We start from the raw sequence: 13,158 nt of genomic DNA on the forward strand, positions 1-13,158 counted from the left end.
CGGGTGTCCGGGGAGCGGCCCTGTGCCCGGCCCCTAGAGCGCCTGGCCCGCCGGCTTCACCATGCCCCGGACCGTGCGGGACTTGACGAAGTCGCCCATGGCGGTCATCTCCCACTCGCCGGAGAACTGGCGGATCAGCTTCGCCATCATCACGCCGGTCTGCGGCTCGGCGCTGGTGAGGTCGAAGCGGACCAGTTCCTCGCCGGTCGTGCCGTCCAGGAGGCGGCAGTAGGCCTTGGCGACCTCCGTGAACTTCTGGCCGGAGAAGGAGTTGACCGTGAAGACCAGGCCGGAGACGTCCATGGGGAGCCGGCCGAGGTCGACGGTGATCACCTCGTCGTCCCCGCCGCCTTCGCCGGTGAGGTTGTCGCCGGAGTGGCGGATCGCGCCGTTCACGATCTGGAGCTTGCCGAAGTAGCAGCTGTCGATGTGGTTGCGCTGCGGGCCGTAGGCGATGACCGACGCGTCCAGGTCGATGTCCTTGCCGCGGTAGGCGGGCTCCCAGCCGAGGCCCATTTTGACCTGGGACAGCAGCGGCCGGCCGCCCTTGATCAGCGAGACCGTCTGGTTCTTCTGGAGGCTGACCCGGCCCTTGTCGAGGTTGATCTTCCCGGTGCCCGGAGCGGGCGCGGGCGCAGTGGCCGGCGGCGCCGGGGGAGCGGCGGGCATCGTGGGCGCGGCGGCGGGCGGGGCCGGCGGCGGGGTGGCCGCCTGCGGCGGGGCCGGCTGGGCGGGGGCCGCCGGCTCCTCCACCGTGACGCCGAAGTCGGTGGCGATGCCCGCGAGGCCGTTGGCGTAGCCCTGGCCGACCGCGCGGGCCTTCCAGGCGCCGTTGCGCAGATAGACCTCCACGATCACGAGTGCCGTCTCGCCGCCGAGCTGCGGGGGCGTGAAGGTGGCGAGGACGGAGTTGTCGTCCGCGTTGCGGATGGTGGCGGTCGGCTCGATGCCCTGGAAGGTCTGGCCGGCGGCGTCCGGGCTGGCGGTGACGACGATCTTCTCGATGCCCGGCGGGACGGCGGCGGTGTCGACCGTGATCGCGTCCGGGGCGGTGCCGCCACCGGAGCGGTACGTCACGCCCTGGCCGGTGGGCTGGTTGTAGAAGATGAAGTCGTCGTCTGAGCGCACCTTGCCGTCGGCGGTGAGCAGCAGGCCCGATACGTCCAGCCGCACGGGGGCGCTGACGTCCACCGTCACGCGGGCGGCGGAGAGGGGGATGTTCGAGCCGGGGGTCATAGCTGTCATGCCGGGTGAACGAGTGAGGTCGTTTTACCGTTCCCTTACCCGGGGGCCATTCGGGTCGCGGGGGAGGTGGGGCGGGGCGCCAGTGGGTTTTCGCCCCCGCCGCCCCTTCCCGTTCCCGTCCCTGGGGGCTGCCGCCCCCAGACCCCCGCTTCGGCCTGGGCGGCCTTTTCCTCGAACGCCGGACGGGCTGAACGACAGAGGACTCAGGGGACGACCACGATCTTGCGGCCGACTCCCGCCGCGAACTGCTCCAGGGCCTGCGGGTAGCGGGTCAGGGGGAGGCGGTCGCTGATGAAGACGTCCGGGTCCAGGACGCCGTTCGCGAACAGTTCCGCCGCGCGCTCGTAGCTGTGCAGGACCGCCATCGAGCCGGTGATGGTGATCTCCTGGTTGTAGATGCGGTACGGGTCGATCTGCACGCGCGTCGCGTAGTCGGCCACGCCGAACTGGAGGAACGTGCCCGCCTTGGCGACCCGGTCCAGGCCGTCCTGGATCGCCGCCGCGTTGCCCGTCGCGTCGATGACCAGGTCCCAGCCCTGGGGCCGGTCCAGCTCGTCCGGGGTGGCGGCCGACGCCGAGACGCCGAGGCCGCGGGCCGTCTCCAGGCGGGCCGGGTTGAGGTCCACCACGTCCACGCTCGCCGCGCCGGTCCGCTTGGCCAGCTCCAGCATCATCAGGCCCATCGTGCCCGAGCCGTAGATCAGGACGTGGGCGCCGAGGCGGGACCGCAGGACGTCGTAGCCGCGGACCGCGCAGGACAGGGGCTCGATCAGCGCCGCGTCCTCGGTGCGGACGTGCTCGGGGAGCTTCACGCAGTTCGCCACCGGTGCCACCGCGTACTGCGCCGCGCCGCCCGCCGTCGTGACGCCGATGGCCGCCCAGCGTTCGCAGAGGTTGTTGTGGCCGGTGCGGCAGTAGCGGCACTCGTAGCAGTAGAGGGAGGGGTCGACGGCGACCCGGTCGCCGACCGACACCTCGGTGACCTGGGTGCCGACGCCGACCACCGCGCCGGCGAACTCGTGGCCCGGCACGATGGGCAGCTCGGGCGCGAACTCGCCCTGGAGGATGTGCAGGTCGGTGCCGCACAGGCCGCAGGCCGCGACCTCGACGACGACCTCGCGCGGCCCTGGCGTCGGGTCCGGGACCTCGCTGACGACGGCACGGCCCACGGACTCGATGACGGCGGCCTTCATTTCACGGCTCCCAACGACAGGCCCTGGACCAGTTTGTCCTGGGCGGCGAACCCCGCGGCGAGCACCGGCAGGGAGATGACGAGCGACGCGGCGCACACCTTCGCCAGGAACAGGCCCTGGCTGGTGATGAAGCCGGTCAGGAAGACGGGGGCGGTCTCGGCGACCACGCCCGTCAGCACCCGGGCGAAGAGCAGTTCGTTCCAGCTGAAGATGAAGCAGATGAGGGAGGTCGCGGCGATGCCGGGGAGGGCGATCGGGGCGACCACCCGGGCCAGGACCGTCGGCAGTCTCGCGCCGTCCACCCGGGCCGCCTCGATGATCGCCACCGGGACCTCGGCCAGGAAGGACTGCATCATCCAGACCGCGATCGGCAGGTTCATGGAGGTGTAGAGGACGACCAGCAGCCAGATGTTGTCCAGCAGGTCCGTGTTCTTGGCGAACAGGTAGATCGGCAGCAGGCCCGCCACCACCGGCAGCATCTTGGTGGACAGGAAGAAGAACAGGACGTCCGTCCACTTCTTCACCGGGCGGATGGAGAGCGCGTACGCGGCCGGCAGGGCCAGCACCAGGACGAACAGGGTCGAGGCGACCGACGCCACCGCCGAGTTGATCAGCGCCGGCCAGGGACTCGCGCCGCCGCCCGCGCCGAAGAACTCGCGGTAGCCGTCCAGGGTCAGCGAGGCGGCGAAGGACGGCGGGTTGGTGGCCGCGTCCTCCTCCGAGTGGAAGGAGGTCAGGGCCATCCACGCGATGGGCAGGAAGAAGACGATCCCGGCCAGCCAGGCGACCAGGCCCAGACCGGCGCCGCCCCTGCGGCGGGCTCGGGCGGGCTCGGTGCGTACGGCGGCGGGGCGTACGGCGGTGGCGCTCATGCGCGGGACACCTCCTCGCGGAACAGGGACGACACCACGCGCAGCGCGAAGGTGGCGATGACGATCGAGCCGATGACGACCAGGACGCCCGCGGCCGAGGCGAGCCCGTTCTCGTGGGCCTGGTAGAAGCTCTGGTAGACGGTGTAGGGCAGGTTGGCCGTGCCCAGGCCGCCGGACGTGAGGGTGAACACCGCGTCGAAGTTCTGGACGATGTAGATCGAGCCGAGCAGGGCGCCCAGTTCGAGGTAGCGGCGCAGGTGGGGCAGGGTGAGGTGGACGAAGATCTGCCAGTCGCTCGCGCCGTCCACCCGGGCGGCCTCGATCTGCTGCTGGTCCCGGCTCTGCAGTCCGGCCAGCAGGATCAGCATCATGAACGGCGTCCACTGCCACACCAGTGAGGCCTCGACGGCGAGCAGCGGGGTGTTCGAGATCCAGTCCGGCTGCGGGCCGCCGACGTAGTGCAACAGGCCGTTGAGCAGGCCGTATTCGGGGTTGTACAGGACGTGCTTCCACAGCAGCGCCGCCGCTACCGGGACGACCAGGAACGGCGCGATCAGCAGGGTGCGGACCACGCCCCGGCCCTTGAAGCGGCGGTCGAGGAGCAGGGCGAGGGCCAGGCCGAGGACCAGGCTGGCGAGGACCACCGCCGCGGTCAGCAGGATCGTCGTCCACACCGACCTGCGCAGGTCGGGGTCGGTGAGGACGTCGCCGTAGTTGGCGAGGCCGGTGAAGCGGCGTGCGTCCGGGTAGAGGGCGTTCCAGTCGAAGAGGGAGATCACCAGGGTGGCCACGAAGGGCAGCTGGGTGACCGCGATCATGAAGATCAGGGCGGGGAGCAGCGGGGCCCGGGTGGCCCAGGCCTTGAGCCGGGAGGACGGCGGGCGGACGGTGGTGCGGACGTGGTCGGGTGCGGCCGCGGGGGCCGAGGTCGTGGCGGTCATCGTCCCTCGTACTCCTCGGAGATCTTCTCGGCGAGCTGCTGGGACTTCTTCAGGGCCTCCTCGACGGACTGGCGTCCGGCGACGGCCGCGCTGATCTCCTGGGAGACCTTGGTGCCGAGGTCCGTGAACTCGGGGATGCCGACGAACTGGATGCCGGGCGCGGGGCGCGGCTGCACGCCGGGGTCGCCCGGTTTCGCCCCCTCGATGGCCTCGCGGGTCATCTCCTGGAAGGCGGCGGCCTCGGCGCGGTAGGCCGGGTTCTCGTACGTCGAGGCCCGCTTGCCGGCCGGGACGTCGGACCAGCCGACCTTGTCGCCGACGAGCTGCTCGTACTCCTTGCTCGAGGCCCAGGAGACGAACTTCCAGGCCTTGTCGGGGTTGCGGGACGCCTTCTGGATGCCCCAGGCCCAGGTGTAGAGCCAGCCGGAGGAGTCGGTCTTCTCGACGGGGGCCGGCGCGTAGCCGATCTTTCCCTTGACCGGGGACTTGGCCGACTCCAGGGAACCCGCCGCCGACGTGGCGTCGTACCACATGGCGACCTTGCCCTGGGTGAGGTTGTTCAGGCACTCGGCGAAGCCGGACTGGGCGGCGCCGGACTCGCCGTGCTCGCGGACCAGGTCGACGTAGAACTTCGTCGCCTTCTCCCACTCGGGCGAGTCGAGCCGGGCCTGCCAGTCCTTGTCGAACCAGGTGCCGCCGAAGGTGTTGACGACCGTCGTCAGCGGGGCCATCAGCTCGCCCCAGCCGGGCAGTCCGCGCAGGCAGATGCCCTTCATGCCCGGCTCTGCCCCGTCCAGTTCGGCGGCGAGGTCCGCCACCTGGGTCCAGGTGGGGTGGGCGGGCATCGTCAGGCCCTTCGCGGCGAAGAGGTCCTTGCGGTACATGAGGAAGGACGACTCGCCGTAGAAGGGCTGCCCGTAGAGCTTGCCGTCGTCGCCGGTGAGGGACTCGCGCATCGGCCCCAGGATGTCCTTCTCGTCGTACGCCGGGTCCTTCGCGACGTAGGGGTCCATCTCGTGGAGCCACTCGTTGCGGGCGTAGATCGGTATCTCGTAGTTGGAGAGGGTGGCGACGTCGTACTGGCCTGCCTGGTTGGCGAAGTCCTGGCTGATCTTGTCGCGGACGTCGTTCTCCGGCAGGACGGTGAAGTTCACCTTGATGCCGGTCTCCTTGGTGAAGTGGCCGGCGGTGAGCTTCTGCAGCTCGGTCATCTGCGGGTTGTTGACCATCAGGACGTTGATGGCGTCGCCGCCCGACCCGGCCCCGCCCGCCCCGACCCAGCAGCCGGAGAGCAGCGGGGCGAGCAGCGTCCCTGCGGCGGCCGTGGCGAGCAGGGCTCGCGGCCTCCGTCGGCTCTGGGTTCGCATGGATCGCTCCTGAACATATGGGGAGATAGGGGGCGGTGCGGGGCATGGGGGTGCCCTGCGGGGACGTGCGGGTGGTTCTCAGACGCGGATGACCTGCGGTCCGAGCAGCGAGTAGCGGTGGGCCTCGGCCGCGGGCAGGAGGGTGCTGGTGACGATGGCTTCCAGCGCGCCGATCTCCGCGAAGCGGCAGAAGCTGACCGCGCCGAACTTGGTGTGCGTGCCGGCGAACACGGTGCGGCGGGCGGCGCGGACGGCCTGCGCCTTGACCTCGCTGACGGCGGGGTCGGGGGTGGTCAGGCCGTGCTCGCGGGAGATGCCGTTGGCGCCGATGTAGGCCAGGTCGACGACGAACCCGGCGAGCATCTTCGTCGTCCAGTGGTCGACGGTGGCGAGCGTGCCGGGGCGGACCCGGCCGCCGAGCAGCAGCACGGACGTGTCGCCCGCCTCGGCGAGGGCGCCCGCGACCGGCAGGGAGGCGGTCACCACGGTCAGCGGACGGTCCCGGGGGAGGGCCTCGGCGATGAGCTGGGGGGTGAAGCCCTCGTCGACGAAGACCGTCTCGGCGTCGCCGAGCAGTTCGGCGGCGGCGGAGGCGATCCGGCGCTTCTCGGGGACGTGGCTGGTGGCGCGGAAGGCGAGCGTGGTCTCGAAGCCGGCGCTCTCCACGGGGTAGGCGCCGCCGTGGGTGCGGCGGACCAGGCCGTGGTCCTCCAGGGCGCGCAGGTCACGCCGTACGGTCTCCTTGGCCACGCCCAGTTCGGCCGCGAGCGCGGTGACGTCGACCGAGCCGGTGGCGCGGGCGACCCGGACGATCTCGCGCTGCCGTTCCTCCGCCGTCCTCGCGCTCATGCCGAACACCCGCCTCACCGCCTTGTCGCCGCGTCCTTGCCCGTTCGGGCCCTGTGCGGTCCCTGGGTGAAGTTCTACAGCGGCTCCGCGGCACTGACCAGGCCTGTTGCGGGCCCGATGCTGCCCGGTTGTGCCCGCTTCGGCCGCCGGGTGCCCGCCGCGGACCTGGGAGGCAGCGGTGTACGGGGTGGGAACGGGCAGCGCGGACGCCCGTATACGGGGGCGGGCGGGCCCGTTCGGTGCCCGCCCGCCCGTCGTGGGGTCGTCTTCCGGTCAGTACGGCCAGATCGGGGGGTCGGTCACGAAGTGGCCGCCGAGGTGCGCGTGCGCCGGGTTGTCCGGGTCGAGGTCGCCCTGTTCGGCGATGAGCTTCTCGGCGTACGGTTCGGAGTCGTCCTGCGGTGCGTAGCCGAGCGCCCGCGCGGAGGTGAGGTCCCACCACAGCCGGGTGTTGGCGGAGGAGCCGTGGACGACGGTGTGGCCGACGTTCTCCGCGGTGAGGGCCGCGTGCAGGAGCCGGGCGCCGTCGGCGGGGCTCATCCACACCGAGAGCATGCGCACGCTGGTCGGCTCGGGGAAGCAGGAGCCGATGCGGACCGAGACGGTCTCCAGGCCGTGCTTGTCCCAGTAGAGCTGGGCGAGGTCCTCGCCGAAGCACTTGGACAGACCGTAGAAGGTGTCCGGGCGGCGTGGGGTGTCGACCGGGATGAGGGGGTCGTCGCCCTGCGGGCGCGGGGTGTAGCCGACGGCGTGGTTGGAGGAGGCGAAGACGATACGCCCGACGCCCTCCTCGCGGGCGGCCTCGTACAGGTGGTACGTGCCCTCGATGTTCGCCTTGAGGATCTTCTCGAAGGAGGCTTCCAGGGAGATGCCGGCGAGGTGGATGATCGCGTCGACGCCCCGGACCGCCTCGCGCACGGCGTCCTTGTCGGCGAGGTCGGCGACGATCGCGTCCGGCTCGCCCTCGACGGGGCGCAGGTCGAGCAGGCGCAGCTCGTAGCCGTAGCCGGGGAGCAGGTCCCGCATCAGGGTGCCGAGGCCGCCGGCGGCGCCGGTGAGCAGAACGGTGCGGGGAGCGGGCATCCTCGGGGTCTCCTGGGGTCTCCTCGAAGCGGCCGCCATACGCATGGACGTACGGCGTTCATATGCGTGGACACGCTAAGGAGGGGAGGCGCGGCCCGTCAAGTATCCGGGCGAAGCGGTGCGGAAGCGAAGAGTCCGCTGGTGTGTCGGGAGTTGGCGCGCTTGACCGGCCTCCGGGCGGCGGCTTAGCGTGGAGGCGTTCAGAAATATAGACGCAGATCATACATATGGAATGGGGACCGCCCGTGACCTCAGCCCCTCTCGCCGCCCGGCTCACTGTCCCCAGCGGGCCGCTGTTCTTCCCCGTCACGGCGTACGGCCCCGGCGGCGAGGTCGACCTCGACGTCTACCGCGCGCACGTGCGCCACGGCATCGAGGCCGGGGCCGCCGCCGTGTTCGCCTGCTGCGGCACCGGGGAGTTCCACGCGCTCACACCCGAGGAGTTCCAGGTCTGCGTGCGGGCGGCCGTGGAGGAGACGGCCGGGCGGGTCCCCGTCGTCGCCGGCGCGGGCTACGGCACCGCGCTCGCCGTGCGCTACGGCCGGCTCGCCGAGCAGGCGGGGGCCGACGGGCTGCTCGCCATGCCGCCGTACCTGGTCGTCGCCGGGCAGGAGGGACTGCTGCGGCACTACCGGGAGGTGGCGGCCGCGACCTCCCTCCCCGTGATCGTCTACCAGCGGGACAACGCCGTGTTCACCCCGGAGAGCGTGGCCGAACTGGCCCGCACGGACGGCGTCGTCGGCCTCAAGGACGGGCTCGGCGACCTCGACCTGATGCAGCGCATCGTCAGCGCCGTACGCACCGAGGTCCCCGGCGGCGACTTCCTCTACTTCAACGGGCTGCCGACCGCCGAGCAGACCCAGCTCGCCTACCGCGCCCTCGGCATCACCCTCTACTCGTCCGCCGTGTTCTGCTTCGCCCCCGAGATCGCCCTCGCCTTCCACCGGGCGCTCCACACGGGCGACGACGCCACCGCGCACCGCCTGCTGGACGGCTTCTACCGGCCGTTCGTCGAGCTGCGCGCCCAGGGCCGTGGATACGCCGTGGCCCTGGTCAAGGCGGGCGTACGGCTGCGCGGGCTGGACGTGGGGGAGGTGCGGGCGCCGCTGCACGAACCGAGTGAGGACCATGTGAAGCAGCTCGCCCAGCTGATCGAGCGGGGACACGAGCTGCTCGCCGGCGAGGGCGCGGACGGGAACAAGGGGGACGGCAAGTGAAGACGTCGGTGTTCGTCTACCCGTGGGACGTCAACGGCGACCCCGGGGCGGCCGGTTTCGTCGCGGGCCTCGGCGTGGAGCAGGTGACGCTCGCCGCCGCCTACCACTCCACCCGCGCCCTCACCCCCCGCCACCCGCGCCACCGCGTCGTCACCGCCGAGTACGCCGCCGTCCTCTACCCGCCGGACGCCGCCCGCTGGGAGGGCCGCGAGCCCCGCCCGTACGAGGCCGGCGACTGGGCGCCCGGCGACGCCTGGGGCGAGGCCGCCGCCGCGCTCGCGGACGCGGGACTCGAGGTGCACACCTGGGTCGTCCTCGCCCACAACTCCCGTCTCGGCGCCGAACAGCCGCACACCTCCGTCGTCAACGCCTACGGCGACCGCTACCCCTGGGCGCCCTGCATCGCACAGCCCGCCACGCGCGCGTACCTCACGGACCTGGCCGTCGAGGCGGCGGTGCGGCCCGGCGCACGGGGCACCGAGCTGGAGTCCCTCGGCTGGTACGGGCTGGCCCACCTGCACGCCCACGACAAGACCGGCGGGGTCGGTCTCGGCGACGCCGGGCAGTACCTGATGTCGCTGTGCTTCTGCCCGGACTGCCGGGCCGGATACGGCACGAGGGGGCTCGACCCCGACGGGCTGGCCGCCGCTGTACGGGCCGCGCTGGAGCCGGTGTGGCGGGGGGCCGCGCCCTCGGACGGGGGCTGGGCGGGTGTGGAGAAGCTGCTCGGCGAGACGGCGGCGAACGCCACGCGCGCGTGGCGGGACGACACCGCGCGCACCCTCCAGGAGGCGGCGGTCGCGGCCGTCCGGGCCGCCGCACCCGACGGCTTCCAGGTGCTGCTGCACGCCGACCCGGTCTCGTACCACTGCGGCGCCAACGCCGGCGTCGACCCCGCGCACATCCTGTCCGTCGCGGACGGCGTGACCGTGCCGTGCACCGGCGGCGCGGGCCTGCTGACCCCGTTCGCCGAGGTACGCCGCGCCGGGGCCGTCCTGGCCGCCAACCTCACCGTGGTCTCCGGCATGGGCGGCAGCCCGGACACCCTCGCCGAGGACGCGGCACGCGCGCGTGAGCTGGGCGCGACGGAACTGCGGCTGTACCACGCCGGGCTGGCGTCGGACGGCGACCTGGAGGCGGTGCGCTCGGCGCTCGCCGGGGGGTGAGCGCGGCCGGGTGAGGGGGACGGTGCCCCCTCGGCACCCTCCGGTGGGCCCGGGGCGTCGCGCCGGGGCGGACGGCGAGGGCGAGGCGGGGCCCCTTCGGCGTCCGCCGGCCGCCGGGCGAGCGGTACGGCCGTCGCCGGCAGCGCGGCCCGGGGGCGGGCAGCGGCCGGGGACGGCCGGTTCCGCGGGCCTCGGGCAGGGGCCCCGGAAGCGGGCTGCGCGACCGATGAGTTCCGCGGCCGTGGCCGGTCTACCTCCCGAGGAAGCCGGCCACGCGTCACCGAGGAGCAGCTGATGACCCAGGACACCCCCGCCTCCGCCGCCACTCCCACGCTCGACCTCGGACCGCAGACGAGGATCGTGGCGCGCCTCGCGGAGGGCGTGAGCGACGCGTGCCTCGGAGACCCGACGCCGTGCCCGGACCTGGCCGTCCGCAACCTGCTCGGCCATCTGACCGGCCTGGCCGTCGCCTTCCGCGACGCCGCGCGCAAGGACCTGGGCGCCACGACCGACACCAGTCCCGACGCGGGCGTGCCGGACATCGGTCCCGGCTGGCGCGAGGAGCTGCCCAAGGTGCTCGACGAGCTCGCCGACGCCTGGCGGGCCCCGGAGGCCTGGACCGGCATGACCCGGGCCGGCGGCGTCGATCTGCCCGGTGCGGTCGCCGCTGCCGTGGCGGTCGACGAGCTGGTGATCCACGCCTGGGACCTGGCCCGCGCCACCGGCCAGGAGTACGCACCCGACCCGGCCGCGCTCCAGGTCTCGCACGGCTTCCTCACCGCCGCCGCGGAGGAGTCCGACGGAGGGGGCGGCATCTTCGGCCCCGTCGTCCCCGTCCCGGCCGACGCCCCGCTCCTGGACCGCACGGTGGGCCTCAGCGGCCGCGACCCGAACTGGACCCGCCCGCCGCGCCCCGCGCGGTAGGGGAGCGCGGGGACGACGCGAGCATGCTCACGAGCCCCGACGACCGGCGCACCCGGCCTCGAAAAAAGTGATCACTGTTGTCGGTGGTCACTGCTAGCCTCCTGCCGCTCGATGATCGGGCATCAAGGGGAGGAGAGCCATCGATGTCAGGAAGAGCCGGACGATCCGGCAGACGGGGTCTGCTGCTGGGCAGTTGCCTCGCGGCGGTCGTGGGGGCGGTCGCGCCGGGTACCTCGCACGCGGCGCAGCAGGGAAATCTGCCGCCGGTGGTCCGGGAGCTGCAGGCGGAATACAAAGACTGCGCGACAGGTGACACACCGGCCTACGTCGGACGGCCACCGATCCTCACTGCCCGCGTCTCCGACCCGGTCGAGGACGACCGCCCCGGCTATCCCGAGCGGCTGAGCGCGGAGTTCGAGGTGTGGTGGTCGGACTCCCAGGGCACCGAGCAGCGTCGGTCGTTCACCACCACTCCGTCAGTCGTCGACATCGTGCACCGTATCGACCTCCCGTCCGACATCCCGACCGACACCATCGTCTCCTGGCACGTACGCGCCAACGACGGCTCGGCGAACTCGGAGTGGAGTTCACAGACGCTCGGTTCCCCGTGCCGGTTCGTCTACGACGGCACGAGTCCCGAGGCGCCCGTCGTGAGCTCGCCGGAGTATCCCGAGGAGACCTGGCGGGCCGGTGGCGTCGGCATCTACGGCAGCTTCACCATGGACTCCCCGTCGCCGGACGTCGTCGAGTACCGCTACGGTTTCATCGGCGGACCGTACGGCTCCGTGCGTCCCGCCGAACCCGGCGGCCCGGCCACCATCCGCTTCGTCCCGCTGGAGGACGGCCCCGAGAACCTCAGCGTCCACGCCGTCGACCGCGCGGGTCGGGTCAGCGGGCGAACCGACTACCACTTCTTCCCCAAGTCGGGAAGTGCGCCCATCTCCCGCTGGAAGCTGGCCGACCCGGCCGGCTCCACCACGGCGGCCGCCGAGGCGGGCCAGGCGGCCCGGGCGGGACGCGGCGTGACCTTCGGCGGCCCGGTGCCCCCGGGAACCGGCCTCACCTCCACGGCCACCCTCGACGGCAGCGGCCACGCCTTCCTCACCACGGACGGCCCGGCCGTCGACAGCGGCCGCACCTTCGGCGTCGGCGCCTGGGTGCGTCCGGCCGAGACCGGCCGGGCCATGACCGTGCTGAGCCAGGACACCGCCTCCGGCACCGCCTACGCCCTGGGGCTGGACGTACGGACGGACGGGGCAGCAGCCTGGGCCTTCTCCCTCGGCGGCGCCAAGGTCACCGGCGGCACACCGGAGGCCGGCGAGTGGGCCTACCTGCTGGGCCTCTACGACACCGAGACCGGCTACGCCCAGCTCTTCGTCAACGGCCACGAGGTCGGCACCAAGACCAAGGCCGCGCCGGTCGCCGCGGAAGGCGCGTTCCAGATCGGCCGGGTCCGCGGCAAGAACGGCTACCGGCAGCGCTGGCACGGCGACATCGGTGACGTCCGCGCCTACGACCGTCTCGTCGTCCCGCGGGAATCGACCGAACTCGCCCGCCGCAAGCCGGAGCTGCTCGGCCACTGGTCGTTCAGCACGGCCGCCGGCGACACCACACCCGAGAACAAGGGCGGTTCGCCGCTGCGGCTCGGAACGGGCGCCTCGATCTACCAAGCCCCTGACAACTCCTGCATCCCCGACCTCGACCCCGGCTGCGTCTGGAAGCCGTACCCGCTGGTCGGCGACGGGCACCTGTCGCTGGACGGCCGAAGCGGCCACGCGGCGCTCGCAGCCCCCGTGGTGGACACCGGTGACAGTTTCACCCTCGCCGTCGTCGCAAGGATCGACGACGCGGACGCCACCCGGCCGATGACGGTCCTCTCGCAGGCCGGTGAGCACACCGACGCGTTCCGGCTGCGCTACGACCCGTCGGCGTCCGCCTGGCAGCTGGTCATGCCGGAGCGGGACGAGGCGGGGGCGCTCGAAAGGGTCGTGTCGCAGGTCACGAGGCCGTCCGGTGCCGATGACTACGGCACGCGGCTGGCCGTCGTCTACGACGACGGCACCGACACGGTCAAGCTGTATGCCGACGGGTACACCAACGACGGGGCCTCCGCCCACCTCCCCCACGGCTGGACGAGCACCGGTCCGCTCCAGGTGGGGCGCAGCGGCACGGCCGAGGGCTGGGGCGAGTACCTGAAGGGCGACGTCGACGAACTCCAGGCGTACGCGGGCGCGCTGCGGGACCAGGACGTCATCGGCCTGGGCCACGAGACCGAGCCCTGCCTGTGCGGCTGACGCCGTT

General features: G+C 72.6%; 11 protein-coding genes. 4 read left to right on the top strand and 7 right to left on the bottom strand.

The annotated features are described in order from the left end of the window. Positions 1 to 33: 33 nt before the first annotated feature. From IEZ05_RS03305 to IEZ05_RS03335, 7 genes are all read right to left on the bottom strand, one after another. Complete coding sequence (locus IEZ05_RS03305) at positions 34 to 1,236, bottom strand: TerD family protein (RefSeq protein WP_189228567.1); 1,203 nt, start codon at positions 1,234 to 1,236, stop codon at positions 34 to 36. Between the two features lie 212 nt (positions 1,237 to 1,448). After that, positions 1,449 to 2,438 carry a zinc-dependent alcohol dehydrogenase family protein gene (locus tag IEZ05_RS03310; protein ID WP_189228424.1) on the bottom strand — a complete coding sequence of 330 codons (990 nt, stop codon included), beginning with the start codon at positions 2,436 to 2,438 and terminating at the stop codon, positions 1,449 to 1,451. Beyond that, a complete protein-coding gene (locus IEZ05_RS03315) occupies positions 2,435 to 3,310 on the bottom strand; it encodes a carbohydrate ABC transporter permease (RefSeq protein ID WP_189228425.1) in 876 nt (291 codons plus the stop codon). Before IEZ05_RS03315 ends, IEZ05_RS03310 begins: the two co-directional genes overlap by 4 nt. Beyond that, a complete protein-coding gene (locus IEZ05_RS03320) occupies positions 3,307 to 4,251 on the bottom strand; it encodes a carbohydrate ABC transporter permease (RefSeq protein ID WP_189228426.1) in 945 nt (314 codons plus the stop codon). The genes IEZ05_RS03315 and IEZ05_RS03320 overlap by 4 nt, the downstream gene beginning before the upstream one ends. Beyond that, positions 4,248 to 5,618 (bottom strand): ABC transporter substrate-binding protein, encoded by a 1,371-nt coding sequence (locus tag IEZ05_RS03325; RefSeq protein ID WP_189228427.1) that lies wholly within the window; start codon positions 5,616 to 5,618, stop codon positions 4,248 to 4,250. The genes IEZ05_RS03320 and IEZ05_RS03325 overlap by 4 nt, the downstream gene beginning before the upstream one ends. A 78-nt stretch (positions 5,619 to 5,696) precedes the next feature. After that, positions 5,697 to 6,467 (bottom strand): DeoR/GlpR family DNA-binding transcription regulator, encoded by a 771-nt coding sequence (locus IEZ05_RS03330; protein WP_189228428.1) that lies wholly within the window; start codon positions 6,465 to 6,467, stop codon positions 5,697 to 5,699. A gap of 273 nt (positions 6,468 to 6,740) precedes the next feature. Continuing rightward, positions 6,741 to 7,550, bottom strand: coding sequence for an NAD-dependent epimerase/dehydratase family protein (locus IEZ05_RS03335; RefSeq protein ID WP_189228429.1), 810 nt, complete (start codon positions 7,548 to 7,550; stop codon positions 6,741 to 6,743). A 245-nt stretch (positions 7,551 to 7,795) separates the two neighbouring features. Here IEZ05_RS03335 and IEZ05_RS03340 point away from each other — a divergent pair, with 245 nt between their 5' ends. The 4 genes from IEZ05_RS03340 (at position 7,796) to IEZ05_RS03355 (ending at position 13,151) form a co-directional block, all read left to right on the top strand. Next, positions 7,796 to 8,767, top strand: coding sequence for a 5-dehydro-4-deoxyglucarate dehydratase (locus IEZ05_RS03340; RefSeq protein ID WP_189228430.1), 972 nt, complete (start codon positions 7,796 to 7,798; stop codon positions 8,765 to 8,767). After that, positions 8,764 to 9,933, top strand: a complete 1,170-nt coding sequence (locus IEZ05_RS03345; protein ID WP_189228431.1) for a hypothetical protein — start codon at positions 8,764 to 8,766, stop codon at positions 9,931 to 9,933. Before IEZ05_RS03340 ends, IEZ05_RS03345 begins: the two co-directional genes overlap by 4 nt. Before the next feature lie 294 nt (positions 9,934 to 10,227). After that, positions 10,228 to 10,857, top strand: a complete 630-nt coding sequence (locus IEZ05_RS03350) for a TIGR03086 family metal-binding protein (protein ID WP_189228432.1) — start codon at positions 10,228 to 10,230, stop codon at positions 10,855 to 10,857. Between the two features lie 143 nt (positions 10,858 to 11,000). Next, the gene (locus IEZ05_RS03355) at positions 11,001 to 13,151 is read left to right on the top strand and encodes a laminin G domain-containing protein (RefSeq protein ID WP_189228433.1); all 2,151 of its coding nucleotides are present in this window, start codon (positions 11,001 to 11,003) and stop codon (positions 13,149 to 13,151) included. Positions 13,152 to 13,158 lie beyond the last annotated feature (7 nt).

It is taken from the genome of Streptomyces flaveolus, assembly GCF_014648815.1.
GTDB lineage: Bacteria > Actinomycetota > Actinomycetes > Streptomycetales > Streptomycetaceae > Streptomyces > Streptomyces flaveolus.